Source organism: Cupriavidus necator, assembly GCF_040578825.1.
In the GTDB taxonomy this organism is placed as follows: Bacteria; Pseudomonadota; Gammaproteobacteria; order Burkholderiales; family Burkholderiaceae; genus Cupriavidus; species Cupriavidus necator_E.
Map to the genome: position 1 here is coordinate 85,551 of NZ_JBEFLI010000005.1, position 26,410 is coordinate 111,960.

Genomic DNA, 26,410 nt, shown 5'->3' on the forward strand with positions numbered 1-26,410 from the left:
CGCCCGTAGCTTTTCCGCCGTCCGGCTAGTGACAAGTTGGTATGGCTCAACTCCACTTCTGGCCGGTCGGCCGCGGAGATTCGCCAGTTCAAGCGACCGGCGAACGTGCGGCGCGTTGGTGACAGTTGCGTGGGCCAACCGCCCATCATTTCTTGAAACTTCGATCTCCAGCTACGTAAAATCGGCAAGTGTCGCCTGAACTTTGCATGGCAACCCCACGTGAAGTGCCTCCCAAGGAGCCATCCATTGACGAAGCTGGTCTGCCCGGAGTTCGACGAGTTCGAGGCGGCGCTTTACGGCGTCCAGGGAAGATATGTCTTACGGTCCCGGCCACAGCGAGACTGGCAGCTAAAGGTCATCGACCTCGATGGCGTGGCGATCATGATGGGCCGGGAGGGCGCCTCCACTGCCTATTCCGGCGTCGGCATGGCCGACTACTTCAACATCTTCGTTCCGTTGAGTGCACAACAATGCACCATTGTCGATGGCCATGCCTTCGACGCCCGCACGGTCGGCTGGATGGCGCCCGACCAAATGTTCCATATCGTTGCGGAGCGGGCGGCAAGCTGGCTGACGGTGGCAATATCGGCGCCATTGGTCCTGCACTGGGTCCACATGCACGTCGACGAGTTCGACGCCACACTCCTCTCCAACAATCTGGTCTGCACCGGTCGCAACGGCGTGCCAACGCTACTGGCAACGATTCGGCGCATCTTGCGCGTCGAGCGCGACGAGCCCGATCAATTGCGCCATCCGGGCGCCTTGCTCGCAGCGCGCGCCGAGTTGATCGACCTCGTGTTTCGCGCCGTGCTGACGTTCGACGATGGCGCGGCCCAAATCCGCCTCAAGCCGCGTCATCGGCAGATCCTGAGCAGGGCGCTGGGCTTCCTCGAATCCGTGGGGGAAACGACGGTTCTTGTGGACGACCTCTGCGCGGCTGCCGATGCATCTGAACGCACGGTCCGCAACGTCTTTCATCGATACCTGGGCATGGGACCGCATCGCTACCTGGCGCTGTACCGCATGCATGCCATCCGCGTAGCCCTCTGCAATGCAATGCCGGGCGATACGGTATCCGCGATCTGCGGACGATTCGGTGTCTGGGACTTTGGCCGGTTCGCCGCGCTCTATCGCGCCTACTTTGGGGTTCTCCCATCGCAGACGCTTCGACGGCGCCGGCGTTGATTGAGGGGGAGAATTTGGATTGGTTGGGGCGCCCGCGGACGGGCGACTGCAATGCGAGATAGCAGGCGACCAGCCATGCAGTGCCCTTGGCGATTGACGGTAAGCGGAAATGGATACTAAATTCCCTTATAGATCAATGCGTTAGACTATTTTTGGCGAAAATTTCACGAATTCCGGCCTTTATTTGCGCTTGCCGATCCGGGCGAGGGAAAGGGTTTCAAGCCGCTCCGCAATGACGTTGCGCATCGTTGCAGGTGCGTTCAGTTGGTCCAGCAGCCCCGGCCAGTTGGCATGGGCCAGCGCAACGGCTTCCTTGACCGCGGCCGTCGCGATGCGGCGCGGCACGCCAGCCTTCTCCGCGATCATCTCGTACGTGGCGAGCGTTTCCTGCCGCTGCAGCTTGTCGATCGCTACGTTCTGGCCATAGCCGGCAAAGCCCGGTAGCGCGGCGACGCAGACAATGTCATACGCCGGCGACAACTCGGGAAGGATGCCGTTGTGGTAGATCACCGAGAAATTCTTCAGGTGCGCGTCGCTGTTGCCGATCAGGGTGTTGACGGCTTGGCGCAGGAAGAACTGCCGGACGTTCTCTACGCCGCTCGGGCTCAGCCGGTAGAGCGTGGCGACGAGCTGGATATAGGCGCCGACGTTCGCGTACTTCTTCGCCGGCATCCGGCCCAGCATCTGGCAGCCGTCTTCCGCGTGCACGTGGCCCGCCGGCGTGCGGTCGAAGCGATCGACCGCGAGGTAGTGGAGGTCCGCGCCCAGCGAATCAGCCAGCCCCTCGACGTCGATGGTCGACATCGGAAGCACGCGCGTCGGGGCGACATTGACGCCAGCGGCCGCGGCAAGGCGCATCGAGATGAACTCGTTGAACACCTGGGCGTCGTCGTTCTTCGCCGGCAGCTTCGCAATGATGTCCGAGAGCTTGCCCCTGGTTGGCAGGGTATAGCGCTCTCCCTTCTGCACGGTGGACAGTGCCAGCTTGTTCTGCACGCCGGACACCGAGGCCGCGCCTTCGGTCGCACCTTCCACCACCGCGATCTTGAGATTGTCTGCGCCGCCGGTGACACCAAACGTCCGGGCGTATTCCGGCAGCGAATCGATATCCGCAGGTATGGCGACGACCGCTCCAGGCAAGTCATTGCCTGCCGAAGCGAGGATGCCAAAATCGTCCTTGTCGTCCGGATTGCTGCGGGTCACCTCGAGGCGCTTGCGCAGTTCGCCTTCCGGAAGCAGCCCCGCAAAATAGGGCGGAAGCTCGTGGCCAGTGCTGTAGATCGCCGGATGAAAGGGGTTGTCCAGCACCTCGGACGTCGCCTTGCGGCCCGCTTCGGTCGGGACGGTGATCGACAGGCTCAGCGTCGGCCGGTCCGCGTCGCCACGATACGCCTCCGACGGGACGAAACGGACATTGCCCCCGGCCTCGCACAGGTAGCCGCACAGGCGACCGTACAAGTGGACCTCAAGAAAACGCGGGTGCCATTCGAAGCTCATTCTTTATTCAGGAATACGTCGAGGGCACTGCGAGCGCTGCGGTCGGGGCCGCTGCCTTTGCCTTCCAGGATCTGCTTCACCTCCATCAACCGCTCCTTGGGCACCAGTACCCATTCCGAATCCAGGGCGGCGGCCAGCGCTTCCAGAGTCGAGGCGCGACTGTCGTTTTTCCCGCGGAGAATGGCAGAGAGATTCTGCGCGGCCATGCCGAGCGTGCGGCCTAGCTCGGCGAGCGTTTTGTGTCTTGCCAGTCGCATCTGCTGGCACTGAAGGAGTAATGACATATCATTAACCAGCTTGGGAATGTATGCCATAGTATGAGCCATCCATCGCGTCGCCACAAGCCAGGCACAATGATATGGCATGAAAAAGCCTGAAAACTAATGCCATATCATGCGAACCAGCTTGAGGGCAAAATACCGCACGCAAAAAGCGTTTATCGCGCGTCTTTGACATCAGGATAGGGGCCAACATGCGGCGATGACGAGGGCTGCCCGGCCCGCCGGTCGGCATGGCGTGCTGAGCGGCAGGCTTTCGTGGTGAACTCGGGGCGGGCGCAGTCTGGACAACGATGGCAGGACTTTGTGGCCCGAATAGGCAGCCCCGGACCGTCATCGTCAAATTTAATTGAACATTTTGTCAATGTGAGTGGGGATTGTATAGCGTAATTATCCAAGCAAGAATGCTAGGCTGACCGCGATGGGACAGCCCACGCCCGAGAAACCTTCAGCTTCAGGGACGGCGCGTGCCTCGAAACAGCCCAAGGAGACAAACAATGCAGACGCCTGACCAATCCCAAGGCATCGACTTCCCGCTTGAGGGCGTGCGCGTACTCGACCTGTCGCGCGTGTTTGCGGGGCCGCTGTGTGGCCAGGTCCTGGCCGATTTCGGGGCTGAGGTGGTCAAGGTGGAGCATCCCGGCCGCGGCGACGACACGCGCGACTGGGGCATGCGCATCGGCAAGACCGAGACGACCTACTACAACAGCATGAACCGCAACAAGCGGTCCATCACGCTGGATCTGCAGAGCAAGGAAGGCGTGCAGATTGTCTACGACCTGCTGCCGCAGTTCGACGTGGTCATCCACAATTTCAAGACCGGCGGGGCCGAGAAGCTGGGCCTTGGCTACGAGCAGCTCAAGGCGATCAAGCCCGAACTGATCTATTGCGCGGTTTCCGGCTACAACAGCAGCGGCCCCGAGGCCAAGCGTCCCGGCTACGACCTGGTGATCCAGGGAGAAGCCGGCCTCATGGCGCTCAACGGCGAAGCCGACACGCCGCCGCTGAAGTTCGGTGTGGCGGTGGTGGACCTGATGACCGGCATGTATGCCGCGCAGGCGGTACTGGCAGCCTTGTTCCGCCGCGAACGCAAGGGCAAGGGCCAGCTGATCGAAATGGCGCTGTACGACTGCGGGCTGATGGTCACCGGCTATTACGGCCTGGACGCCATGCTGCTCGGGCGCGACCCTGCCCGCTATGGCAATGCCCATCCGTCCATCGTGCCCTATGGCATGTTCGAGGCCGCCGATGGCCCGCTGATCATCGCCGTGGGCAACAACAGCCAGTTCGACAAGTTCTGCCGCCAGGTCATCGAGCGTCCGGACATTGTCGAGGACCCGCGCTATGCCACCAATGTGGAGCGCGCCAGAAACCGCGAGACGCTGACCCCGCTGATCACGGGTTTGATCCGCGGCTTTGCGCGCGACCTGCTGCTTGAGCGCATGACCGCCTGCGGCATTCCCTGCGGCAAGGTGGCGGGACTGCACGAGGCTTTGACCAGCGAGCGCACCCGCGAGGGCGGCCTGCTGCGCGAGATGCCGCATCCCGTGGCAGGCAGCACGCACGTGTTCGCGCCCCCATATCGTTTGGATGGCCAGCGCCTGCCGATCCGCAACGCGCCGCCCACGCTGGGCGAGGGCACGCGGGCGGTACTGCAGAACCTGCTGCAGATGAGCGATGAGCAACTGCAGGATCTGCAGGCCCGCGGCGTGCTGACGCTGCCCGAGGCACCGCAGCAAGCCTGAGTTTTCGCGCCGCGCGGACGCACATTGACGTCCGCGCGACCCCGCCCGGCAAGGGGGGCTTGGGTTCCCTTGCACTGATTCAACCTGGAACAACAATCGTGCGTACTCGAAATTTCACCCGTAAGGTCCACTCCCGGCGTCGTGCCATTCTGGCCCTGGCCGCAGTGCCGCTGCTCGTCAGCAGCGCTTTCGCGCAATCCTGGCCCAGCAAGCCGATCAAGCTTGTCGTGCCGTTCCCGCCGGGCGGGCCCACGGATACGGCGTCGCGCATCGTCGGCCAGAAGCTGGCCGAGCGCCTGAAGCAGCCGGTGGTGGTGGAGAACCGCGCCGGTGCATCGGGTTCCATCGCTGCCGCGCAGGTGGCCAAGAGCGCGCCGGACGGCTACACGCTGATGATGCTGGCCACGCCCACGCTGCTGGCGCCGTACCTGTACAAGAAGGCGGGCTACGACACGACCAAGGACTTCACGCCCGTAGCCACCGTCTATGACCTGCCGATCGTAGTGGTGGTCAACCCGACGCTGCTGCCCAACGTGACGGACCTGCCCAAGCTGATCGCACAGGCCAAGGCCCAGCCGGGCAAGCTCAACTACACCAGTTCCGGCGCGGGCAGCTTCGGCCATCTGAGCATGGAACTGCTCAAGCAAATGGGCGGCTTCGAGATGCAGCATGTGCCGTACAAGGGTGGTGTGCCTGCGATCAGCGACACCATCGGTGGCCAGGTCCCCATCATGTACGCCGACCTGGTCGCCGCGCTGCCGCATATCCAGGCAGGCAAGCTGCGTGCGATCGCGGTCGGCTCGCCGCAGCGCGTGAGCATGCTGCCCGACGTCAGGACCATTGCCGAGCAAGGCTTCAAGGGCTATGACGCCGTTTCCTGGGGCGGCCTGCTGGCGCCGCCGGGCACGCCCAAAGAGGTGGTGGACCGCGTCGCCGGCGAGGTCGGCAAGATCCTGGCCGACAAGGATGTGCAGGACAAGTTGCTGAAGGCCGGTGCCATTGCCAACTACCAGGCGCCGGCGCAGATGGGCCAGCGCATCCAGCAGGATTATGCCAAGTGGGGCAAGGTGATCCGCGAGAAGGGCATCGCGGTCGAGTAAGCGTCAGCAAGCCGGGCACGCTGCAACGGCGTGCCCGGTGCACCCATTCCCGGGCGGTCAGCGACCCGGCATCCACGAATCTCCCCGCAGCGCCTCCATCGCGCTGCCGAAATCTCCCACGCGCGGCATTGCTGCGTTCAGTCCAGCGTCACCCCAGTATCGGCAGTCAGCTTCATCACCACCGGCAGGTACGCCTTGTAGGCGTTTTCGGCTTCGGCAGGCAGATTGCCGATGGGCTCGGCGCCCATGTCCTCGATACGCTGCGAGAACTGCGGGCTTTTCACCAGCGCGCTGACCTCGCGGCCCAGGCGGTCGATGATGGGCTGGGGGGTCCTTGCCGGGGCCATCAGGGTGATCGGTCCGGTAAGCCGGTAAGCCTCATCGGGATAGCCGGCCTCGGCAAAGGTGGGCACGTTGGGCAGCGCCCTGGCGCGATGCGAGCCGGCAACCGCCAGGGGCCGTAGCCGGCCGCCAGCGAAGTGCTGCTGCAGGGCGGTGACCGAACCCACCGTGACATTGATCTGGCCGGCCAGCAGATCGGTCACCATCGGCCCCTCGCCACGGTAGGGCACGTGCAGGATGTCCACTCCATACATTTTGGCCATGTAGGTCTGGATGGTATGCGGCTGGGTGCCGGGTCCCCACGAACCCATGCGCAGCTTGCCGGGTTCCTTTTTCGCAAATTGGATCAGTTCGCTCACCGTCCTGGCCGGCACGGCGGTGTTGACCGCCAGCACGGTACGTGCGGTCGCCACGTCGGAAATCGGGCGCAGGTCGGTGCGCGGGTCGTAGGGCAGCTTCTTGTACAGGGCCAGGTTAGCGGTGATCGGGCCAGGGATGGTCAGCAGCAGGGTGTAGCCGTCGGGCGGCGACTTGGCCGCCTGGTCGGTGCCGATGATGCCGCCCGCGCCGCCCTTGTTCTCCACCACCAGGGTCTGGCCGAGGCGCTTGCCCAGGCCATCAGCCAGCGCGCGTGCCAGGGTGTCGGTCAGGCCACCGGCCGGGTAGGCCACGATCAGGCGCACCGGCTTGCTCGGGGAGCTGGCCTGGGCCTGTGCGCCCAGCGGCAGCAGGCACAGGGCTGCCGCCATGAACAGGGCGGCACGCCGCCCGCCGGACTGGCTGCGGATTTTCATGTTCTGTCTCCTGGAAAAAGGTGGAATCACCCCCGGGTGGTCCATGGCCCCGTTCAGGTTTCCCGCTCCGGTTTCGAATCTCTGTCGAAGCCACAGAACATAGGGGTGCTCCGCGAGACCGGTCAAGGCGATGGCCTATATTTCCAATATGTGGAAATTGATTCCGCTTTTTGACACAGGATGGACAGCTGTCCAGACTGGATAAACGGGAGACGCCATGAACATGCCAGTCGAACAATTCATCGCCGAGCGCCGCCGCGAGGACCCGTCCTTCGGTGGCCTGCTGGCCAAGGGCTTTGCCTTGCTGCGCTGCTTTATCGATGAGCCGCGTCCGCTGGGCAACGGGGAACTGGCGCAGCGCCTGGAACTGCCGCGCGCCACGGTGTCGCGCATCTGCCGCACCCTGTTCGAGCTGGGCTACCTGGACTGGGACCCCAAGCTCGACAAGTATTTCGTCAGCGCCCAGGTGCTCGCACTCGGCTATCCCTACCTGAGCGGGCTGCAGGTGCGCCACGTGGCCCGGCCGCTGATGCAGGCCCTGGCCGACCGGATCGAGGGCGCCGTATCGATGGGAGTGGCGCACCGGCTGGACGTGACCTACCTGCAGTCCTGCACCCACAACGAGGGGACGCCGGCGCGGCCGGGAACCGGTGCCGTGCGCTCGGTGCTCAGCACGGCGATGGGCCGGGCCTACCTGTGCACCTTGTCGAAGGCCCAGTTTGAAAGCCTGATGGCGGCCGCCCGCGAGGAGCGGCCCGAGGAATACGCGGCGTTCTACGACACGCTTTGCCATAACGTGGCGCATTACCCCAAGCGCGGTTTCGCGCTCAACGAGGGCGACGCAGGTATCGGCGTGCATGGCGTAGGCGTTTATTCGCGCATCCATTACCTGAATCGCCCGCTGCTGTTCAACTGCGCGCTGTCCGGTTCCCAGGTGAAGCGCGGAATGATGGAAAAGAAGGTGGCGCCGCTGCTGATGGAGATGGTCCGCTCCATCGAGGCCACCACCGGCCTGCGGCAGTAGCGACCGCAGGCCATCCCTACAACGGACCAGATCCGGAGACTTCCACATGGTTGACCTGAATTCCCTGCTGTACCCGCGTTCGATCGCGGTGGTGGGTGCTTCCACCCAGCCGGACAAAGTGGGCGGCATGCCCATCCGGCTGCTGCGCGAACTCGGCTACGAGGGACGCCTCTACCCGGTCAACCCGTCCGCCGCCGAAGTGCAGGGCCTGCGCGCCTATGGTTCGCTGTCAGATATCGGCGAACCCGTGGATCTGGCGATCGTGGCGGTACCGGCCAGCGCCAGCCAGGACGTGATGGCGCAGCTGGCCGGCAACGGCACGCGGGCAGCGGTGGTCTTCACCTCGGGCTTTGCCGAGGCGGGGGAGGCGGGCGTGCGCATGCAGGACATGCTGGCCCGGAGCGCGCAGGAGGCCGGTGTAACGCTGCTGGGGCCCAACTGCCTGGGCGCAATGAACCTGCGCGAGCGCATGTTCGCCACGTTCTCGCCGATCCCGCTGAGCGGCGTGCCGCCGGTCGGCGAAGTGGGCCTGGTCAGCCAGAGCGGCGCCTTCGGGGCCTATGCATACGCCCTGGCGCGCGAAGCGGGCCTGGGCCTGAGCCACTGGGTCACTACCGGCAACGAGGCCGGCCTGCAGGTGGCCGACGTGATCGCATGGCTGGCCAATGACCCGAACACGCGCGTGATCCTCGCGTACATCGAAGGCTGCCGCGACGGCGCCCGCCTGCGCCAGGCGCTGGACGCCGCGCGGGCGGCCGGCAAGCCGGTCGTGATCACCAAGGTCGGGACCACGGCGGCCGGCGCGCGCTCGGCGCAGTCGCACACGGCCAGCCTGACCGGGGAGGATGCGGTGTACCAGGCGGTGTTCGACGCCTACGGCGTGCACCGGGCCCATACGCTGGAGGCGTTCTTTCGGCTGGGCTATGTGTTGTCCAGGGGCCGGCGGCCCGCGCTCTGGCATTGCCCGGAAGACCTCGATGCCAGTGCCGTCACACCGCTCGCGGTCGTCACGGTTTCCGGTGGCGTGGGCATCATGATGGCCGATCGCGCCGAAGAACTGGGCCTGCCGCTGCCGCCCATGCCGGAAGCGGAGGCCGAGGCGCTACGCACGGCCATCCCGTTTGCCAGCACCGCCAACCCGATCGACGTGACGGGGCAGGTGGTGGCCCAGCCGCGCGTCTTCATGGACGCCATCGCGGGCGTGGCGCGAAGCGGTGCCTACGGCTGCGTTGCTGCCTTCCTGGCCGGGGGCGCCAATGCCCCGCGGCTCTGGCCGGAGCTGCAGCAGACCGTGGCCATGCTGAGCGACGAGCCGAATGCCGCGCCGCTGTTGCTGGCAGGCATCGTCGATGACGACAAGCGCGCATGGCTGGAGGCCCGCGGCTGCCTGGTGTTCCGGGAGCCCGCCCATGCAGTGGAAGCCGCAGCCACGCTGGCGCGCGCGGCGGCCATGGAAGGTGCCAGCGGAGCCGGCACGCCACCGCTGCCGACACCGGTCATGCACGCAGGCATGTTGCGCGATCTCACGCCTGCAGCCAGGGCGCTTTCCGAATACGAGGCCATGCGGCTGCTTGCAGACGCCGAGGTGCCAGTGGCCCCGCACGGGCTGGCACAGGACGCGGATGAAGCGGTGCGCATCGCCGAACGCCTTGGCTATCCCGTGGCGGTCAAGCTGTGCTCGCGCGAGATCCTGCACAAGAGCGATGTGGGCGGCGTGGCCCTCAACCTGGCTGACGCGCAGGCGGTGCGCGCAGCTTTTGCCCGGATGGAAGCGGCCGCGGCACGGGCGGGGACAGAAAACGGCGCTCCGGTGCCTTTCGAAGGCGTCCTGGTGGCCCGGATGGTGCGCGGCTGGGGCGAGGTAATGGTGGGCGTGCGGCGCGACCCGGTGTTCGGGCTGGTGGCACTGGCAGGCATCGGCGGCACGGCCGTCGAGATCTTCCGCCAGACCGCCTGCGGGCTGGCGCCGCTGTCGCGCGAGCGGGCCCGCGCCATGCTGCGCGAGAGCCGGGTCGCCGCGCTATGCGAAGGGCATCGCGGCAATCCGGCGGCAGACCTGGACGCCGCCGCGCAGGTGCTGGCCAGCGTGTCGCAGCTGGCCGCGAACCTGGGCCCGCGGCTCGACACGCTTGAAATCAATCCTTTCATCGTCACTGCGCAGGGACTGGTGGCCGCCGACGCGGTCGTCACGCTCCGCCCGGACGGTATCAGCGCCCCGTAGCTACGCAGTGCTGCGCGGTGGACAGGATGCCTGCACAGACGGGCACCGCCACCGCGGAAAAACGCCGTCCACCCATCAAGACAGGAGACAAGCATGCCATTGCAGAGGCAATTGCCGGCGCGGCGCATGGTGCTGCGCGGACTGGGCGCGCTCGCCGTGACGGCGCTGTGCGCGGTCCAGCCGGCCGCGCACGCCGGCCCGTATCCCGACAAGCCGATCCGCCTGGTCGTACCGTTCCCGCCGGGCGGCGGCACCGACGTGGTCGGCAGGCGGCTGGCAGCCGGCCTGTCGAAGGAACTCGGGACGACCGTGGTGGTGGACAACGTCGCCGGTGCCACCGGCACCATTGGCTCGGCCCAGGTCGCGCGCGCCGCGCCGGACGGCTACACCCTCGTGCTGGGGATTTCCGCCACGCACGCGATTGCCCCGGCCATCTTCCCGAAGCTGCCTTATGACCCGTTGCGCGATTTCGTGCCCGTCGGCCGCCTCTTCTACGGCGGCAACGTGCTCGTCGCCGGTCCGGCCTTCGCCGGCCGCGACCTGCCAGCGCTGATTGCTGCGGCAAAGCGTCCAGGCGCCGATCTGACCTACGGCTCCTGGGGCAACGGCTCGGGCGGGCACCTGGCCGGGGAGAGTCTCAACGTGTCCAGCGGCATCCACCTGCGTCACATCCCGTACAAGGGCGTCAGCCCGATGCTGACCGACGTGATGGGCGGCACGCTGCCGGTGGCCATGTCCGACCTGGCCGGCACACTGCCCCTGATCCGCGGCGCCAAGGTGAGGGCGCTGGCCGTCAGCGGCTCCGAGCGCTCCCCCGCGCTGCCCGACGTGCCGACCTTCAAGGAAGCCGGCGTGGCGTTCGGCGTGGACAGCTGGTTTGCCCTGTTCGCGCCCGCGCGGACGCCGCCTGACATCGTCGACAAGCTCGAGCGTGCCACGGCCGCCGTCATGCGCGACCCTGCCATCAAGGCGCAGGCCGATGCGCTCGGCATGCGCTATGCCCCCCAGCCGCGCAGCGCCTTCGCCGCGCAAATGCGCGCCGACGTGGCCGCCTGGGCTGCGCTGGTCAAGTCGAGCGGAGCGGCACAAGAATGAACCGCTACGCGTCCCAACTTTCCCTGACTTCGCTGTCTTCCCATTGCCGGAGCCATGCATGAACCATCCCGCGCCAGAGTTTTTCGCTGCCCCCGTCTACAGCTCCAGCCAGGAAGCGCTGGTAGCCGCCGCCGCGGTGCCGCTCGTGATCTACGGCTATCCGCTGCTCGAAACGCTGCGCACCTGCCGCTTGCAGACCGCCGTCAGCGAAGCCACCGGCTATGGCCGTGCCCCGGTCAACACGCTGTCGGCGAGCGAGCGCCCGTGGACGCATGAAGATCGCGACGTCGTCACGCCCGCCAACGACCTGCTTTATTTCTGCGGCTGGGTCAACCTGGCGGACGGGCCGGTCACGCTGCGCGTGCCGCCGCTGCCGCAGCATGACCGGTACTACGTGGTGGAATTGCTGGACGCGCACACGAACAACTTCGAGAACCTGGGGCCGCGCAATGTGCCGGCCGAAGGCGGCAAAGTGACCCTGGTCGGCCCCGGGCAGACGGCCGCAGGCACCCATGTGGTGACTTGCCCGACCTCTCTGGTCTGGCTGCTGGGCCGAGTGCTGGTGCAAGGCCCCGATGACCTGGACACGGCCCATGCCTTCGAGCGTGGCTTTGCGCTCGACGCGCCGGGCAGGGCGCTGCCGCGCTGCGTCAGTGCCTGGCACGAGACCGGCAACGAAGGCCTGGACTTCTTCCAGAACCTGTTCAACGCGCTGCGCGAGTTCCCGCCCGCCGAACGGGAACTGGGCGCCTTCACGCTGCTGCGCAAGGCTGGCCTGAAACTGGAAGACGAGGTGGAGGTTGCATCCCTGCGCCCGGACCTCCGCGCCGGCCTGGGGAACGCCTATCGCCAGGCCATGCAGCTGATCGAGGCGCACACGCGCAGCCAGGGCCGCAAGAGCTGGGGCTACAGCCTGAAGCTCGGGGTCTATGGCGACGACTGGTTGCAGCGCGCCTGCACCGCGATGAAGGGCCTCGGCGCGCTGCGGGCCGACGAGGCCATCTACGCGATGGCGGACTTCGATGCCGACGGCGAGCCGCTGAACGGCGCACACGCGTACGAACTGCGCTTTCCGCCCGGCATGCTGCCGCCCGCGCAGGCCTTCTGGTCGGTCTCCCTGTACGGCGAGGATCGCTTCTTCAGCGCCAACGAGATCGGCCGCTACGCGGTGGGCGATCGCACGCCCGGCCTGCAACTGGAGCCCGATGGCAGCCTGGTCATCCCCATTTCCCACCGGCGACCGGCCCAGCCCGACAACTGGCTGCCGGCACCCGCGGGCCCGTTCTACCTGATCCTGCGCCTGTACCACCCCGCGCCTGCCTTCATCGAGGGCCAGTACCGCATCCCGGCCGTGCGCCGCGTTTCCTGAGAGCGAGCCCAATGACCCGATCCCAAGCTGATTCCCGCACCCTCGCTCTCGCCCGCGATGCCGTGCTGTACACACTGCCGCTCTACGAGATGGCGCGCATGCGCGCCGCCACCTGCCCGCGCCGCCGCCGCGAAGGCGCCTTTGCCGACGAGCGGCCCGATGGCACGCTGCGCTGGGTCAATCATTTCATCCACACGCGCCAGCTGCTCGGCCCGCAGCACCGGCAGGTGGTCACGCCCAACAACGACACGCTCTACAGCAACGCCTGGCTCGACCTGTCGCAGGGACCGCTGCTGCTTGAAGTGCCGGACAGCGCCGGCCGCTACTACGTGCTCGGCCTGCTCGATTTCTACACCAACCCCTTTGGCTATATCGGCAGCCGTACCACCGGCACGCAGGCCGGACGCTACCTGTTGCATGGCCCGGACTGGCAGGGCGAGCTGCCGCCTGGCGCCACTGCCATTGCCTGTCCGACCCCTGCGGTGTGGCTGCTGGGCCGGCTGCTGGTGGACGGCACGGACGATCTGCCCGCGGTGCATGGGTTGCAGGACCGCATCCGTCTGACGCTGCCGGACGGTGGCGATGCGGTACGCGCCTACGACGTGGGCATGCAGCCAGGCGAGCAACTGGGCGCATTGCCGCAGCAGGTGCAGCGCTACGCCGAAGTGGTGAACCGCGCGTTGCGCGAGAATCCGCCACCAGCCGCCGAAGCTGCGCTCGTGCAGGGCTTTGCCGCGCTCGGCCTGGGCGCGGAGTGCGAGGACACACCGCTGGATGCCGCGCAGGTGCAGCAACTCGCCGTTGCATTGGCGCAGGTGCTCGCCGAGCTGGCCAGGCCGATGCCTTCCGCGCTGGGCGGGGGCTGGACGCTGCCGGTCGAGATCGGGGCTTCGTTCGGGGCGCGCTATGCCGAGCGGGCGCAGGTGGCGCGCAACTATATCGGCGCGCTGGGCATGGAAGAGGCCATGTACATCGTCGCCGACTGTGACGCGCAGGGCCGTCCGCTGGACGGTCGCCAGCCGCACGAGCTGGTGTTCCCATCCGGCCAGTTGCCCGACGTGGGTGCGTTCTGGTCACTGACCATGTACGACAAGGGCGACTGCATGCTGGTGGACAACCCGATCGGCCGCTATTCCCTGGGCGACCGTTCGCCGAGCCTGCGCCATGAACCGGACGGCAGCCTGCGCCTGCATCTGGGCGCCGCGCCGCCGCGCGACCCGGGGCGCCACGGCAACTGGCTGCCCGCGCCCGCCGGCCCCTTCTACGTGGCCTTGCGACTCTACGTGCCAGGCCAGGCGCACCTGGACAAGACCTTCTCCTATCCGGGCATCCACGCCGCGGAGGCATGATGACAACCAACACGATGTCACGCAGGGCCATGCTCGGCCGTGTGCCGGGCCTTCTGTTGCTGGCCGCGGCGCCGGCCCTTGTACCGCGGGCCGCGCGGGCTCAGGGCTATCCGGGGCGGACCGTGCGGCTGATTTCCCCTTATGGCCCCGGTGGGTCCAACGACACCTCGGCGCGGTTGCTGGCAGGAGCGCTGAGCCGCAAGTACGGCCAGCAGTTCGTGGTCGAGAACAAGCCCGGCGCCGGCACCCGGGTCGCCAATGAAACGCTGGCGCGTGCCGCCCCCGACGGCTATACCCTGCTGTGGGCCGCGGCACCCTTTGCCATCAACACCGCGGCGGGCCTGCCGCAGCAATACGACATCCACAAGGATTTCGTTGCGGTGGGCCCGCGCGTGATCGGTCCCCTGTTCCTGATCGTCAAGGCGGATTCCCCGGTACGCTCGGTGGCGGATTTCGTGCGGATGGCGCGGGCGAAGGCGCAGGGTGTCACCTTTGCCTCGCCGGGCGCGGGTTCGGGGCCGCATCTTACGGCGGAACTGTTCGCCGTGCAGGCGAAGTTCAAGGCCCTGAACGTGCATTACCGCGGCGATGCCACGGCCTACACCGAACTGCTTGCGGGCCGCGTGGACGCCACGCTCACGGCCATTACCTCGGCGCTGCCCTTCATCAAGGCGGGTCAGTTGCGGGTGCTCGCGGTGGCGTCGGAGCAGCGCACGCCCGTCTATCCGGATGCGCTCACCTTCGCCGAGCAGGGCTTTCCCGGTGTGACCGGCTACGGCTGGTTCGGGCTGATGGCACCGGCCGGCACACCCGCCGCCATCGTGGGCCAGCTCAACCGCGACGCCAGCGCCGTGCTGGCCGGCGCCGACGTCCGCAACAAGCTGGCAGCGCTGGGTCTGCAGCCCGAGCCGGGAGACAGCCCTGCCTTTGCGCAGTTCATCGATGCGGAAGTGCGCAAATGGGGCGCCGTGATCAAGGCCAGTGGCCTGGTCCTGGAGTAGCGGGCATCCGGCGCAGGGCGCCTAGTGCAGGCCGAAGGTATCGGTCGCGCCAGCCAGGGGCAGGTCTTGCCGGCTTTCCATGCGATCCACTCCTCGTCCGTGCCGGCGGTGCCGGCGTTGCGATGATGCGAATTAATCATGCGGCAGCACGGCGCATCGCGGCACAACGGCAGCAAGATCTGGACGTCGTACGCGCAGTACGCCGACTGGATCTTCTGCCTGGTGCGCACCGATACCGAGGCACGCGCGCAGCATGGCATCAGCTTCCTGCTGATCGACATGCGCAGCCCCGGCATCAGCGTGCGGCCGCTGATGGGCATCCACGGCTGGCACCTGTTCAACCAGGTGTTCTTCGATGAGGTCGAGGTGCCCGTCGAGAGCCGCGTCGGCGCCGAGAACGCCGGCTGGGCCATCGCCAAGTCGCTGCTGAAGCATGAGCGGCTGAACCTGGCGCGCGTGGCCGGGAACCGGCGCCGGCTGGCCAAGGTGCGCGCGATTGCCGCGGCGCTGGAAGAGGGCGGGCAGCCGCTGATGCAGCGGCCGTGGTTTGCGCGACGTTTTCGTGAGCTGGAGGTGCGGCTCGAAGCGCTGGCCGCCACCGTGCTGCGCTTTCGCTGGCGGGCGCGCGCGGGCGCACAACTTGGACCGGAGACCGGCATGCTCAAGCTGCTCGGCAGCCGGAACCTTCAAGGCATCGGCGCTCAAGCGGCAGATCCTGGGCGGCGGACAACGGCCGCTGGCGGTGACGCTGGGGTGGGATCATGATCTCAGCAAGCGCACCACGGCGTATATGCGCGCGGTGCTAGTGCATAACAGCCCAGGAGGCAGCGTCAGCCTCAACAGCATCGCGATCGATCCTGGCAGCGGCGATGATGCCAGGTCGATAAGCGTGGGGTTGGGGCATCGGTTTTGATGAAAACTGGCCGTGAACCGCCGGTCTAAACTTCCTTCGTGTCGAAGATGAGCATGTCGACGCCGGCCTGGGCAAAATTGGCCAGGTCAGTTGCTGTTGCGGCGCCCTCAGGCGAAGCCATTGCCTGCCGGAGCGCCGCCAGCGAATCGAAGGTCAGCACGGCAACCAGGTGAAACGGCGAATCGCCGCCCGGGCTTGCAACCGGGCCGCTGCTGACCTCGTAGCATCGCACGCCGGCGATTTTCTTGGCGATGGGAACATGGGTCGAGAAGTAATATGAATCGAACGCCGCCTGGTCCGCAGGTTTCTTGTATAGCACGACCAGCTTCGCCATCGTGGTTTCTCCCAGACGTGAGTCAGCCAGAGCCTGAGCTTGCCAGGTGTTCGGTACAGCTATCCCTGCAACTGGCTAGCAGCCCACCGTTGACCTGCAGGGCTAATACTTGATACGTGGCTTACAAGGGTGCGACCACCCTTACCGAATGCGGCGCACGGCTTCGAGCATGGAATGCCCCTGACTTGTCAGGCGGGGGTAAGCCTCGCCGCTGTCATGACCATGCTCGAACGTGACCAGCTTGTGAACCAACAAGGTGTCCAATTGCTCGGGCTCCAGGTCGTCGATATCGTGCGCGTCGCCAAGCAGCAGTAGCGCGGCGATTTCATGCGGGCTTAGCATGTCGGCCTCCTTTGTCGTGGTTGGAAAATAGAACTACGACTGCTGCCCCGAGCTCGCTTCCACGGTCGACGGTGACGACGGCAGTGGGTGCATCGGTGCGAGGAGCGCTGGGAGCGTACACCGAACGGGAACAATAGACGTCTTTGTCGCCTGCATCAAGGCAGAGATATGCGGCAATGCAGCAGACTGAAGCAGCGCCCCAGTCTGCGACGGTCAGCGACTGCGCCTGCATCAAGCCACTTTCGCCGAGCCGACATCCCACTGCGCCGCTTCGCGCTGGAGCGCTGAGGCGCGCTGCGCCAGCTTGCTGAGGCTGGGGTTCATCGGCTTGAGCTCCATGCGCTCGGCCGCCAGCGCGCAGGCCAGATTGGCGCGTTCGCCGCGCAATGCCGCCTCGATCAACGTCAGGTTGATGAGGTCGCGCTGGGCGTGGCTGCCGCCAAAGCGGTGCGCGATCTGGCGGACCGGCAGCAGCAGATCGATGGCGTGGTCGTAGTCTTGGCGCGAGAAGGAGAGCAGGGCTTCGGTCACAGGCAGTCCCACTTCCCGCGTCATCATGGCATTGGTGCCGTTGCCTTCTGCCGCCGCGCGCATGCCGACAAGCAGGGCATCCAGTGCGCTGTCGCGCCCCGCGCAGAGATAGGACATGGCCGCATGGGTGTCGTTGAAGGCGTAGTAGCCTTCGGCGCCCCGTGCCTGCCAGGTGTCGGCGAGTTCGTTCCAGCGCTCGCCCACGTCGATGCCGCGCAGGTGCAGGCGCCACAGCATGGCACAGGCATCGATCAGCTCCAGCGCCACCGCGGAGTGGTTCTCGCGGATGTGCGCGTCGTAGATGGCCAGCACCTGCCTGGTATGGCCGAGGTCGAGATGGAACAGCGCCAGGTGCCACCAGTTGTGCACGGCCATCATATTGTCCTGCGACCAGTCGGCGGCGCGCCCGCTCAGCCAGTCGATGCCTTCGTCCTGGCGACCCTGCATTTCCATTACGTGGGCGACCGCATGAATGGCCCAGGGATCACGCGGGTTCAGTTCCAGGGCAAAGCGGCCGCGTTCCTCGGCTTGCTCGTACAAGTGCGTTTCCTCGAGACCGAATGCATGCATTCCAAGGACATAGCCGAAGCCCGCTACGCGCGTATTCCAGTGGGGCAGCACCTGTGCGATGCGGTCTCGCAGCAAGGTGGACTGCCCGAGCAGGAAGTCGCCGATATGGGCGATCTGCAGCGCGAGGCTGTCGCGCGGATAGTCGACCACGATGTCGCCGTACAGCTGGATCGAGCGCGCGAAGTGACCATCCAGCCAGGCGCGCGCCGCCGCGATATGCCGGCGCTCGCGCTCGTTGGCGCTGGCGGACAACGCTTCGCCTGCCTCCACGCTGTGCCTTAGCATCGGCGCCACGGTGCCGTCACCAGCCGTGATCATCATCCCCGCGCGCATGGCATGGCCCATCACGAAGTCCGGGTCTTCGGCCAGGGCATGTTCGATCACCGTAAGCGGGTCTCCGTAGTAGCCATGCAGCAATTCCAGGGCGGCTTCAAAGCGCTCCAGCGAGCTGATGTTGGTGCTCGAGACCGAAACACCGCGCGAGTCAGTATGTGTCATGACGCAATCCTTCCAATGTGGCGGAGGCAGCCTTTGCCTCGACGGCAGACCCGGTTCGCCCGCTTCGGCGGATGCCACGCGGGCCGGGGTTGTCCACATACTAGGTAGCGGGCGTGAACGGGCCCGGCAATCGAGCGTGAAAGAAGCGTGAAAATTGCGGCAGGGCGGCAAGTACCGGCTTCATCTCTTTGCGCCGGCGAGGCGCGCGCGGCCCGTGCCGTCGCCTATAAATGATGGGCTTTCCGGTTTCCCTATCATGGCCCGCGCCCGACTTGACCTGTTCGGCGGCTTCCAGCTGAGTTCCGCAGCCGGCACGCCGGTTTCGCTGACTGCCCGCAAGGCGCGTGCAGTGCTGGCCTATCTCGCGCTGGCGCAAGGCCGTGCCCAGCAGCGCGACAAGCTCGCCGCACTGTGCTGGGCCGAAAGCAATACCGAGCAGGCCCGCAGCAGCCTGCGCCAGGCGCTCAGTGCGGCGCGGCGCGCGCTGCAAGAGGCTGGCCAGCAGGTGGTGCTGGCGGAAGCCGACTGTGTGACGCTCGGCGCGATCGACGTCGACGTGTGCGAGTTCGAACGGTGTGCCCGTGAGGCCACGCCCGCGTCGCTGGCGCGCGCCGCGGCGCTGTACCGGGGTGACTTGCTGGAAGGCTTTCATGCCGCTGCGCCGGCGTTCGACCATTGGCTGGCGATCGAACGCGAGCGTCTGCGCGGCGTGGCATTGGCGGTGATGGCCAGGTTGCTGGCGCACCATGAGCAGGCCGGCGAGACGGAGCAGGCCATCGCCACTGCCACCCGCCTGCTGGCGCTCGATCCGCTGCAGGAAAGCGTGCACCGGGCGCTGATCCGGTTGTATGAACGGCAGGGCCGGCAGGCGCTGGCGCTCAGGCAATACCGCTTGTGCCGGACGGCGCTGCAACGCGAACTCGGCGTGTCGCCCGAGCCCGAAACCGAGGCGCTGTACCAGGCAATGCTGCGGGCCCGCCGCGAGCCGGTAGCTGGCATGCCGGCCGGTGACGACGGTGCCGCGGTGCCTGCCGCCGCCGTGATCGCTTCCGAGCCGCAGCTGCGCCACGCGGTGGTCCTGGTAGCCAGCCTGGACGATTGCAGCGCTGGCCTGGAACCCGAGCCACTGCACGCTGCCCTTGCCCGCTGGCGCCAGCATGCCAGGGCATTGGCTGGTGCATGCGGCGGCCATATCACCGATGAAATCGGCACCCGGCTGACCATCGTGTTCGGGGTTCCGGTGGCGCATGGGAACGATGCCGAGCGAGCCCTGCACACCGCCGGCGCGCTGCATGCCGGGCTGGCGCGGCTGGCGGATTCTGCAAGCGCCATGCTGCTGGCGCGCGTCGGTCTGGCCAGCGGGCAGGTGCTGGCGGCCAGCGGCGACAGCGGCATGACGCTGACCGGCGGCCCGGTTGGCGTAGCCTTGCAGGCAATGGAGCGCGCCGAGCCTGGCTCGACCGTGGTGTCGAACCGGGTCTACCAGGCGCTGCCGGGACGCCTGGAAGCCGACTGCGTGGCACAGGCCGCGCTCCCTGGCGTGGCCGAACCGATTCCGCTCTGGCGCGTGCGGCGCTTTCTCGGGGTGGAACACGCGCCGGCGCAGCACGCCTTCGTCGGGCGGCAGGCCGAGCTGGCCCAACTCGCCGGTGTTGCCGACAGCGTCCTGCGTTCCGGCCATGGCCGGGTCGTGCTGATCCGCGGCGAGGCCGGCATCGGCAAGAGCCGGCTTGCCGACCGCTTCGTTGCGCTGGCGCGCGAGCATGGCCTTGAGGCGCACCGGGCGCTGGTGCTGGACTTCGGCGCCGGCAGCGGCGGCGATCCCTTGCGCATGCTCGCGCGCAGCCTGCTGGGTGCCGCCTCGCGTGCGGGCGCGGGTGGCGGTGATGCCGAAGAAGCGACCGGTGCGGCCATCGAGCAGGCGCTCGCAGCCTGCCAACTCGGCGAGGGCGAGCTTGTATTCGCTCGCGAGATGTTCGAACTGCCCCCGTCCGCCGAGCAGGCCGCCGCGCTGGCCGCAATGGACGCCGCCAGCCGGCAACGCGGCGCACAGCGATTGATGGTGACGCTGGCCACCCGGAGGAGCGCCACGCGGGCGCAGTTGATCGTGGTCGAAGACGTCCACTGGGCCGAGCGGATGGTGCTCGATTGCCTGGCGCAACTGGCCGCGGCAACGCGCAGCCATGCGCTGGTCCTGGTGCTGACCGTACGCCCCGAGCACGACCCGCTCGATGCGGCCTGGCGGGCAACCAGCCAGGGCGCGTCGCTGACCACCATCGATCTCGGGCCGCTCGACGATGCCGAGGCGCACGAACTGGCCGCATGCCATCGGCAGGTCGATCCTGCCGTGGCCGCGTCCTGCATCCGCCGGGCCGAGGGAAATCCGCTGTTTCTCGACCAGTTGCTGCGTGGCGCGGAGGCGGGCGCGGACGAGCTGCCCGGCACGCTGCAGAGCATCGTGCTGGCGCGGCTGGACCGGTTCTGTGCCGCCGACCGCCAGGCGCTGCAGGCCGCCGCCGTACTGGGCCAGCGCTTTAGCCCGGCCGCGCTGCGGCATTTGATCGACGATCCTGGGTACGTTTGCGAGCGCCTGGTGCAGCAAGCCATGGCCCGGCCGGAAGGCGAAGACTTCCTGTTCATGCACGCACTGATCCACGAAGCGGTGTACGCCTCGCTGCTCAAGTCGCGGCGACAGAACCTGCACCGGCGCGCGGCCGCGTGGTACGAAGGCCGGGATCCGGCGCTGATGGCCGAGCACCTGGATGCTGCCGGCGATGCGAGGGCGCCCGAGGCCTATGCCGCTGCCGCGCGGCATGAGGCGGCTCACTTCCGCGGCGAGCGCGCGCTGCGCCTGGTCGAGCGCGCGCAGCGTCTGGATAGCGACAACGCCTGCAGGCACACGCTTGCCTGCCTGCACGGCGAGCTGGCGCTTGACCTGGGCCTGCCGGCGCAATCGCTGCAGGCGTTCCGGCAAGCGCAATCGCTGGCGACCGAGGCGGCACAGCGGGCCCGGGTGTGGCTTGGCACGGCGGCCGCCTTGCGCCTGCTCGACCGCTATGAAGAAGCGCTGGCGGCACTGCGCGAGGCGGAGCAGGCCGCCGCTGCTCCGGGCCAGCCCGAGCGGCTGGCCGAGATCGAATCGCTGCGCGGCAATCTCTATTTCCCGATGGGCGACATGGACGAATGCCTCGCCGCCCACCAGCGCGCCCTTGGCCATGCCAGGGCGGCCGGATCGGTGCTGGGCGAGGCGCGTGCTCTGGGCGGCCTCGGCGATGCGTACTATCAGCAGGGCCGCATGCTGACCGCGCATGCGCATTTTGTTCGCTGCGTCGAGCTGGCACGCGCGCATGGCTTCATCCGCATCGAATGTGCCAACCTGCCGATGGTCGGCGCGGTGGAACTGTTCCGCAACCAGCTTGGCGCCGCGCAAACCCGTTGCGAGGAGGGCCTCCGCCTGGCGCGGCGTATCAGCGATGCGCGCAGCGAGATGCTGGCCTACGATGTGATGACATCGACCGCGCAACTCGCCGGCGACTGGCCGCGTGCCGAAGCGCACGCGCGGCTGGCGCTGGCGTTGACGCGCCGCTTGGGGGCCCGGCGTTTCGAGGCTGAAGTGCTGGCACGGCTTGGCCTGGCCATTGGCGCGCTCGGCCAGGTGCAGGAGGCGGAGTCCCTGCTCGACGAAGCGCTGCAGCTGAGCTACGCCAGCGGCGTGCGGTATTCAGGGCCAACCGTGCTGGGGTTCCTGGCGCGCACCGCACGCGATCCGGACAAGCAGCTCGAGGCGCTGCGCCAGGGCGAGGCCCTTCTGGCCCAGGGCTGCGTAAGCCATTGCCATATCGACCTGCTCGAAGCTGCGATCGAAGTTTCCCTGGCGGCAGGCCGGTGGCAGGAAGCCGAACGCTACCTGGCTGCGCTACAGGATTACATGCGGCATGAGCCGTTTCCGTGGGGAGATTTCCTGATCCGCAGGGGCCGCGCCTTGATATGCGCCGGACGGGAAGAGGGTGGGGCGAGCGCGACGGCCCTGCTTGCCCGGTTACATCTGCTCAGGGACGAGGCCCATACGGCCGGTTTGATGCAGTCCGTGGATGCCATCGATGCGGCACTGGAGCGGCTGGCAGCCTGATCGCGGATCGAACAGGCGGCATCAGACCTGTCCTGCGACCTTCCTGCTCTCGCGGATCACGCCTGTAGCGCGCCGGGCGCCTTCCCGCTGCGGTTCGCCCATCTCCTATCATGGAATCACGCCTTGCCTGTGAACGAGCAGGCAGCTTCAAGCCCGGCGCGAACCGGCCGGCCGATTCCTGATATGGCGTCTCCGACGCCTGTGCATGTTGGGAGAATTCCATGGGCGACAACCAGCAACAAGCTGTCTCGGCGCTGAACCAGCTGATCGAGGCTGGCAAGGACAGCGAACTGGCCTGCATGAGCGGTGCCAGTGAAGTGCGCGATGCGCAGCTACGCGACATTCTGACCAGCACCGCGGAATCCTACCGGGCGTCGGTGAAGGAATTGCAGTCACTGGTCGCTGGCATGGGCGGTCAGCCGGCCGAGCGCGGCAGCATGAATGGCACGCTGTTCCGCGGCTGGATGGCGTTCCGCCACATGCTGCAGCCAAACAACGATGACGCAGTGCTGGGGATGTGCGAGCACGAGGAAGATGCCGCCAGGCGGGAGTATCAGTCCGTCATGATGAAGCCGTTGCCACCAGAGGCCAGCGCAACGCTTCAGCGCCAGTATGACGCGTTGAAGCGGCACCATGAGCGGATTCATGCCATGCGCGGCATGCAGGTTCACTGAGGGCGCGCAGTCATCCACGCGGCATTCAGACATGGCAACCTACGAGTTCAAGGACAAGGATCTCCAGTTCCTCGCCCAGGGCGCTGACTCCTGTTTTCCGTCTCCTGATACGGCTTTCGTTGAATGCGCAGACAGCCATCCGGCGTTCATGGTGACATGGCCGGAGAGCGGATCGACGATGATGAGTCTCAAGGTGCAGATTCGCGCAAGCCAGTACGCCAGTTACCTGACGGATCCGTTCAGGGGACGCGAAGTCCTGCGCAAGGCAGTCGAGGATCGACTTGCGCTGATCCACACAGTGAAAAGCGGCCTCCTGCTCGCCCCCGACATCTAGTTTGTCGTCGTGCCGCAATCGCGCAATGGTGGCGGCTGGGATGCGGGCGGCCGACGTCGTCCTGCATGCCGCCAACAAAAAAGCACCTTTTCAGGTGCTCAGCGCTTGCCATCTGGGTGCGTCCGAACCGGGTCAGTATTTCATGATCCGGTCCGGACTTGCAGGCATATTTCTTCGCCTGCACGATCGTGCTTCACTTGGAAATCATCCAGGAAACATGATCGTTTCGCTGGCCTGCCTTCGCTTTATTCAAGCGTGTCTCAGTCAGCACTTCAATTATAGGCCAGCCCGCAGTCAGGTCAACCTCCATCCGGCTGCGCCGCCGTCGCGCGAGCCACATGGTCCATCGCGTTGCGCTACAGGGCGGCGATAGCCTGGTCCCATGGCGTCGCTTGCAGGGTCTCGGTAGAGGCGTGTCCATAGCCTCGGATAATCAGTGCCGCGCGCTCGAGTTGCTTCAGGTCATCCGTCTCGACAATGTCCACCACGTCAAAGCGCCCGAGTGTCAGATAGCTGTCCTTCCAGGTCACGGCAGGGCATTCGGTCTTGATTTTCTCGGCGACTGTGGCGGCGAGTTTCTTTATGTCCTTGGGATCCGTGAACGCGTCAGGAGCGAGACGGCTGAGAATGACGTACGTAGTCATGGCATACCTCCGTGCAAGAAATTGCTCCGCAATTCGGCACGACAGTCACAAGCGAGAGCCGGCCGCGCCAAGCAGAAGCGTTGCGGCGCGTCTGCTATCGCCATTCGCCTGCTTGAATCGGAGGCCAGCGACGTTGCATTGCCTCAAAGCGGCACCGGGCAAGCGATAGACGGTCTTTTAGTCTATGCCATCGTCGCTCGCCTGCTCTTTGATCAGCGGTGCACCGCAATGGGCACAACGCGTGAAGGGTTGGGGGAAAGCGTTTTCCGAATCTGAAGACTTATTAGCTTTTCCCTGAGGAGTGAAGAACGAATATCTTGCCGGCCGACTTTATTATGCGTATAAGTCAACAATGACTGGAAAATCGGAGGCACAGATGGCAACGTATCAGGAACTGATGGCGCAAAAGCAGGCGTTGGAAGCCCAGATTGAACAGGCGCGCGCCAATGAGGTGGAGAGCGTCATCGAACAAATTCGCGGCCTGATGACTCAGTATGGTCTGGCGCCCGAAGATATCGCACCGCGGCGCGGTCGCGGCCGGCCCGCCGGGGCGGCTTCCACTTCAACGGAAAAGGCATCGCTGCCGCCGAAGTATCTGGATCCCAAGACCGGGAAGACCTGGTCGGGACGTGGCCGCGCGCCGGCGTGGCTGGGCAAGCGACCCGAGCGGTTCCTCATTCCGCAGGAATGACAGGTCGCCCGCGGGGCGAGCAGCGCGCCCGCGACGGCGACGATTACCCGGCGCGCCATCCGCAGCGCTGGTCGAATGGAATCCGCGGGTTGCCGGGCCTTGGTCGTGTCATGTCTGCCACGCTGAGCTAGCCCGGCTGTAATATCGTTCACAGCGACTTAAGATATTCCGCCAGATCAGCAATATCCTGGCTGCTCAGCCCCAGCCCCCGCTTTGTGTTGTAGGTCCTCACGACATCCGGCAAAGTCGCCGCAGATCCGTCATGGAAATAGGGGGGGTGTTGCCATACGCCCTTCAGCGGCGTGGTTCGGTATTGCTTGGTGGCGGAGCGCGAGGCGTAGCTTGGGGTCTCCGGTTCAGCCATCGAGTCGCCGGGCGGATGAAGGAGCGAGTTGGCATCGGTAAATGCCGGGCCACTATGGCACGTGGCGCATCGGCCCGCGCCTTCGAAGAGAACCTTGCCCCGCAGTGCCGCCACGGGGTCGAAACTGCCAGCCGGCGGCGGCGGAGCGCTCAGGGATAGCTGATACGCTTGCAGGGCCGGAAGCTTGCTGGTGACAAGATCCACCGAGCCATTCGTGATGGAGATATTCAGGCGCGGCTCGGATACGGAGCCAAGGCCGCCCATCTGGGAGACGGCGACATACCGATTCCAGTACATGATGTCTTCGCCATCGCCGGTAAAGGTAATGCGATGAATGCCGGCCAGCCCGAAGGCGGGCGGTATCACGACCGGCTTGCTGAGGCCGTCGATATTGTTGCGGGGATCGTACTTGCCTGCACCCCAGGCGTTGAGGACCTTCTTCATGGCGTCGTCAATGGCAGGTGACAGCGCGATGATGGCGCCAGGATTGAGATCGCGATTGGGCCATCCGTCCAGTCGCTTGCCGATGCCCGGCGCGAACGAGTTGTCCACCGTCGAATGACAGAGCGCGCAGGTAATGCCGACGCGGGTGAGTCTGTCTACCCCATTGACCGTCTCGACGGTCCCTTTGATGCCGACGACCGCGTCCAGTTTCAGCAGCGCCACCGTCGTTGCCGGACTCTTGAGGTCGATCGTGCCGTTGCGGATTCCATTCGCGACAGCCTCGGGCAAGGCCTCGGCGTCCACCTTCAGCCCGACGGAAAATGCGGTCAAGGGATCCACCGAGCTGGCGATGACCTCGTGCATCTTCAGGTTATCGGTCCACTTCGCTTCGTCCCCGAAGGTATCGAAGCGAAATATCTGCTTGCCCTGCTCGACCAGGGCCTTCTGCGCCGCTTCCGTGCTGGCCGCGTCAGTTCCTCCCCCTCCAGAACCGCCGCCGCATGCCGAGGCTGCCGCCACCGCGACCGCCGTCATGAGTGCATTGACCAGCCTCCGTCGAGGCAGCCACTGCATCGACCGATGCAGTAGCGGGACGGGCTGCACTTCCGTTTCAGGTGCCAGGGAGGAGGGTGGCTTGTTCATGATCGACGTCCTTGTCAGGATGAGATGCGGCAACTGATATGACAACCGACATGTCTCCGACGGCAGTGGCTCGAACATGTCCGTTGCATATGTCGTTAGACGCTGGCGGACGCGGGAAGGTGACACGAGGCCTGGGCCACATTGCGATGGGTTGTGGCGGGTGCGTTTGCCTATGATTGCTGACGCGTGGCTCGACTCGAGGCCAGGGATGGCAGCAGGGTATGTGCCCCAGCCGACTGTCACCTTTTCGCAGCGGTGCCGTCTAATGATCAGGAACGGGAAAGGAGGGATATCTCCAAC

Annotated in this window: 22 protein-coding genes and 1 pseudogene; 15 read left to right on the forward strand and 8 right to left on the reverse strand. The window is 66.2% G+C overall.

Going from position 1 to position 26,410, the window contains the following annotated elements; translation table 11 throughout:
- The first annotated feature begins 246 nt into the window (after window positions 1-246).
- On the forward strand, window positions 247-1,185 hold the full coding sequence (locus AB1I47_RS04645; protein ID WP_354682597.1) for an AraC family transcriptional regulator: 939 nt from the start codon (window positions 247-249) through the stop codon (window positions 1,183-1,185).
- Window positions 1,186-1,365: 180 nt separating this feature from the next.
- On the opposite strand, the gene AB1I47_RS04650 is transcribed toward AB1I47_RS04645, so the two are convergent.
- Window positions 1,366-2,682 carry a type II toxin-antitoxin system HipA family toxin gene (locus AB1I47_RS04650; protein WP_354682598.1) on the reverse strand — a complete coding sequence of 439 codons (1,317 nt, stop codon included), beginning with the start codon at window positions 2,680-2,682 and terminating at the stop codon, window positions 1,366-1,368.
- On the reverse strand, window positions 2,679-2,939 hold the full coding sequence (locus AB1I47_RS04655) for a helix-turn-helix domain-containing protein (protein WP_354682666.1): 261 nt from the start codon (window positions 2,937-2,939) through the stop codon (window positions 2,679-2,681). Before AB1I47_RS04655 ends, AB1I47_RS04650 begins: the two co-directional genes overlap by 4 nt.
- Before the next feature lie 518 nt (window positions 2,940-3,457).
- Between AB1I47_RS04655 and AB1I47_RS04660 the strand changes: the two genes are divergently transcribed.
- The gene (locus tag AB1I47_RS04660) at window positions 3,458-4,705 is read left to right on the forward strand and encodes a CaiB/BaiF CoA transferase family protein (RefSeq protein ID WP_354682599.1); all 1,248 of its coding nucleotides are present in this window, start codon (window positions 3,458-3,460) and stop codon (window positions 4,703-4,705) included.
- 98 nt (window positions 4,706-4,803) lie between these two features.
- Complete coding sequence (locus AB1I47_RS04665) at window positions 4,804-5,805, forward strand: Bug family tripartite tricarboxylate transporter substrate binding protein (protein WP_354682600.1); 1,002 nt, start codon at window positions 4,804-4,806, stop codon at window positions 5,803-5,805.
- 137 nt (window positions 5,806-5,942) lie between these two features.
- On the opposite strand, the gene AB1I47_RS04670 is transcribed toward AB1I47_RS04665, so the two are convergent.
- Entirely contained in the window at window positions 5,943-6,941 is a 999-nt protein-coding gene (locus AB1I47_RS04670) for a Bug family tripartite tricarboxylate transporter substrate binding protein (protein WP_354682601.1), read from the reverse strand.
- Between the two features lie 217 nt (window positions 6,942-7,158).
- Between AB1I47_RS04670 and AB1I47_RS04675 the strand changes: the two genes are divergently transcribed.
- The 8 genes and pseudogenes from AB1I47_RS04675 to AB1I47_RS04710 form a co-directional block, all read left to right on the forward strand.
- Window positions 7,159-7,965 carry an IclR family transcriptional regulator gene (locus AB1I47_RS04675; protein WP_354682602.1) on the forward strand — a complete coding sequence of 269 codons (807 nt, stop codon included), beginning with the start codon at window positions 7,159-7,161 and terminating at the stop codon, window positions 7,963-7,965.
- Window positions 7,966-8,011: 46 nt separating this feature from the next.
- Window positions 8,012-10,186, forward strand: coding sequence for an acetate--CoA ligase family protein (locus AB1I47_RS04680; protein WP_354682603.1), 2,175 nt, complete (start codon window positions 8,012-8,014; stop codon window positions 10,184-10,186).
- Window positions 10,187-10,279: 93 nt separating this feature from the next.
- Window positions 10,280-11,281, forward strand: coding sequence for a Bug family tripartite tricarboxylate transporter substrate binding protein (locus AB1I47_RS04685; RefSeq protein WP_354682604.1), 1,002 nt, complete (start codon window positions 10,280-10,282; stop codon window positions 11,279-11,281).
- Window positions 11,282-11,339: 58 nt separating this feature from the next.
- On the forward strand, window positions 11,340-12,650 hold the full coding sequence (locus tag AB1I47_RS04690) for a DUF1254 domain-containing protein (protein ID WP_354682605.1): 1,311 nt from the start codon (window positions 11,340-11,342) through the stop codon (window positions 12,648-12,650).
- Window positions 12,651-12,661: 11 nt separating this feature from the next.
- On the forward strand, window positions 12,662-13,999 hold the full coding sequence (locus AB1I47_RS04695) for a DUF1254 domain-containing protein (RefSeq protein ID WP_354682606.1): 1,338 nt from the start codon (window positions 12,662-12,664) through the stop codon (window positions 13,997-13,999).
- The gene (locus AB1I47_RS04700) at window positions 13,999-15,000 is read left to right on the forward strand and encodes a Bug family tripartite tricarboxylate transporter substrate binding protein (RefSeq protein WP_354682607.1); all 1,002 of its coding nucleotides are present in this window, start codon (window positions 13,999-14,001) and stop codon (window positions 14,998-15,000) included. The genes AB1I47_RS04695 and AB1I47_RS04700 overlap by 1 nt, the downstream gene beginning before the upstream one ends.
- Before the next feature lie 138 nt (window positions 15,001-15,138).
- Window positions 15,139-15,765 carry an acyl-CoA dehydrogenase family protein gene (locus AB1I47_RS04705; protein ID WP_354682608.1) on the forward strand — a complete coding sequence of 209 codons (627 nt, stop codon included), beginning with the start codon at window positions 15,139-15,141 and terminating at the stop codon, window positions 15,763-15,765.
- Window positions 15,683-15,913, forward strand: a pseudogene (locus AB1I47_RS04710) (porin); the annotation flags it as partial. The gene AB1I47_RS04705 and the pseudogene AB1I47_RS04710, both read left to right, overlap by 83 nt.
- Before the next feature lie 25 nt (window positions 15,914-15,938).
- Here the strand turns inward: AB1I47_RS04710 and AB1I47_RS04715 are convergent.
- From AB1I47_RS04715 to AB1I47_RS04725, 3 genes are all read right to left on the reverse strand, one after another.
- Entirely contained in the window at window positions 15,939-16,247 is a 309-nt protein-coding gene (locus tag AB1I47_RS04715; protein ID WP_354682609.1) for an EthD family reductase, read from the reverse strand.
- A 141-nt stretch (window positions 16,248-16,388) separates the two neighbouring features.
- Window positions 16,389-16,589 carry a hypothetical protein gene (locus AB1I47_RS04720; protein ID WP_354682610.1) on the reverse strand — a complete coding sequence of 67 codons (201 nt, stop codon included), beginning with the start codon at window positions 16,587-16,589 and terminating at the stop codon, window positions 16,389-16,391.
- Between the two features lie 231 nt (window positions 16,590-16,820).
- Window positions 16,821-18,188 carry a tetratricopeptide repeat protein gene (locus AB1I47_RS04725; RefSeq protein WP_354682611.1) on the reverse strand — a complete coding sequence of 456 codons (1,368 nt, stop codon included), beginning with the start codon at window positions 18,186-18,188 and terminating at the stop codon, window positions 16,821-16,823.
- A 256-nt stretch (window positions 18,189-18,444) separates the two neighbouring features.
- On the opposite strand from AB1I47_RS04725, the gene AB1I47_RS04730 reads away from it, so the two are divergent.
- The 3 genes from AB1I47_RS04730 (at window position 18,445) to AB1I47_RS04740 (ending at window position 23,325) form a co-directional block, all read left to right on the forward strand.
- Window positions 18,445-22,317 (forward strand): ATP-binding protein, encoded by a 3,873-nt coding sequence (locus tag AB1I47_RS04730; RefSeq protein WP_354682612.1) that lies wholly within the window; start codon window positions 18,445-18,447, stop codon window positions 22,315-22,317.
- Window positions 22,318-22,538: 221 nt separating this feature from the next.
- Window positions 22,539-22,991 (forward strand): PA2169 family four-helix-bundle protein, encoded by a 453-nt coding sequence (locus AB1I47_RS04735; RefSeq protein WP_354682613.1) that lies wholly within the window; start codon window positions 22,539-22,541, stop codon window positions 22,989-22,991.
- A 31-nt stretch (window positions 22,992-23,022) separates the two neighbouring features.
- Entirely contained in the window at window positions 23,023-23,325 is a 303-nt protein-coding gene (locus tag AB1I47_RS04740; RefSeq protein WP_354682614.1) for a hypothetical protein, read from the forward strand.
- A gap of 356 nt (window positions 23,326-23,681) precedes the next feature.
- Here the strand turns inward: AB1I47_RS04740 and AB1I47_RS04745 are convergent, their stop codons facing one another.
- Window positions 23,682-23,969: a GYD domain-containing protein gene (locus tag AB1I47_RS04745; protein ID WP_354682615.1), complete on the reverse strand. Its 288-nt coding sequence runs from the start codon at window positions 23,967-23,969 to the stop codon at window positions 23,682-23,684.
- Between the two features lie 376 nt (window positions 23,970-24,345).
- Between AB1I47_RS04745 and AB1I47_RS04750 the strand changes: the two genes are divergently transcribed.
- Window positions 24,346-24,660: an H-NS histone family protein gene (locus AB1I47_RS04750; RefSeq protein WP_354682616.1), complete on the forward strand. Its 315-nt coding sequence runs from the start codon at window positions 24,346-24,348 to the stop codon at window positions 24,658-24,660.
- Window positions 24,661-24,808: 148 nt separating this feature from the next.
- Here AB1I47_RS04750 and AB1I47_RS04755 read toward each other — a convergent pair whose 3' ends face one another.
- Window positions 24,809-26,188 (reverse strand): c-type cytochrome, encoded by a 1,380-nt coding sequence (locus AB1I47_RS04755; protein ID WP_354682617.1) that lies wholly within the window; start codon window positions 26,186-26,188, stop codon window positions 24,809-24,811.
- Between the last annotated feature and the right edge of the window lie 222 nt (window positions 26,189-26,410).

Coding starts and splice junctions, on each gene's coding strand:
- AB1I47_RS04655 (WP_354682666.1), bottom strand. CDS start 2,939: ATGCGACTGGCAAGACACAAAACGCTCGCCGAGCTAGGCCGCACGCTC.
- AB1I47_RS04750 (WP_354682616.1), top strand. CDS start 24,346: ATGGCAACGTATCAGGAACTGATGGCGCAAAAGCAGGCGTTGGAAGCC.
- AB1I47_RS04725 (WP_354682611.1), bottom strand. CDS start 18,188: ATGACACATACTGACTCGCGCGGTGTTTCGGTCTCGAGCACCAACATC.
- AB1I47_RS04670 (WP_354682601.1), bottom strand. CDS start 6,941: ATGAAAATCCGCAGCCAGTCCGGCGGGCGGCGTGCCGCCCTGTTCATG.
- AB1I47_RS04695 (WP_354682606.1), top strand. CDS start 12,662: ATGACCCGATCCCAAGCTGATTCCCGCACCCTCGCTCTCGCCCGCGAT.
- AB1I47_RS04735 (WP_354682613.1), top strand. CDS start 22,539: ATGGGCGACAACCAGCAACAAGCTGTCTCGGCGCTGAACCAGCTGATC.
- AB1I47_RS04660 (WP_354682599.1), top strand. CDS start 3,458: ATGCAGACGCCTGACCAATCCCAAGGCATCGACTTCCCGCTTGAGGGC.
- AB1I47_RS04745 (WP_354682615.1), bottom strand. CDS start 23,969: ATGACTACGTACGTCATTCTCAGCCGTCTCGCTCCTGACGCGTTCACG.
- AB1I47_RS04705 (WP_354682608.1), top strand. CDS start 15,139: ATGCGGCAGCACGGCGCATCGCGGCACAACGGCAGCAAGATCTGGACG.
- AB1I47_RS04690 (WP_354682605.1), top strand. CDS start 11,340: ATGAACCATCCCGCGCCAGAGTTTTTCGCTGCCCCCGTCTACAGCTCC.
- AB1I47_RS04740 (WP_354682614.1), top strand. CDS start 23,023: ATGGCAACCTACGAGTTCAAGGACAAGGATCTCCAGTTCCTCGCCCAG.
- AB1I47_RS04700 (WP_354682607.1), top strand. CDS start 13,999: ATGACAACCAACACGATGTCACGCAGGGCCATGCTCGGCCGTGTGCCG.
- AB1I47_RS04675 (WP_354682602.1), top strand. CDS start 7,159: ATGAACATGCCAGTCGAACAATTCATCGCCGAGCGCCGCCGCGAGGAC.
- AB1I47_RS04720 (WP_354682610.1), bottom strand. CDS start 16,589: ATGCTAAGCCCGCATGAAATCGCCGCGCTACTGCTGCTTGGCGACGCG.
- AB1I47_RS04685 (WP_354682604.1), top strand. CDS start 10,280: ATGCCATTGCAGAGGCAATTGCCGGCGCGGCGCATGGTGCTGCGCGGA.
- AB1I47_RS04715 (WP_354682609.1), bottom strand. CDS start 16,247: ATGGCGAAGCTGGTCGTGCTATACAAGAAACCTGCGGACCAGGCGGCG.
- AB1I47_RS04650 (WP_354682598.1), bottom strand. CDS start 2,682: ATGAGCTTCGAATGGCACCCGCGTTTTCTTGAGGTCCACTTGTACGGT.
- AB1I47_RS04730 (WP_354682612.1), top strand. CDS start 18,445: ATGGCCCGCGCCCGACTTGACCTGTTCGGCGGCTTCCAGCTGAGTTCC.
- AB1I47_RS04680 (WP_354682603.1), top strand. CDS start 8,012: ATGGTTGACCTGAATTCCCTGCTGTACCCGCGTTCGATCGCGGTGGTG.
- AB1I47_RS04755 (WP_354682617.1), bottom strand. CDS start 26,188: ATGTTCGAGCCACTGCCGTCGGAGACATGTCGGTTGTCATATCAGTTG.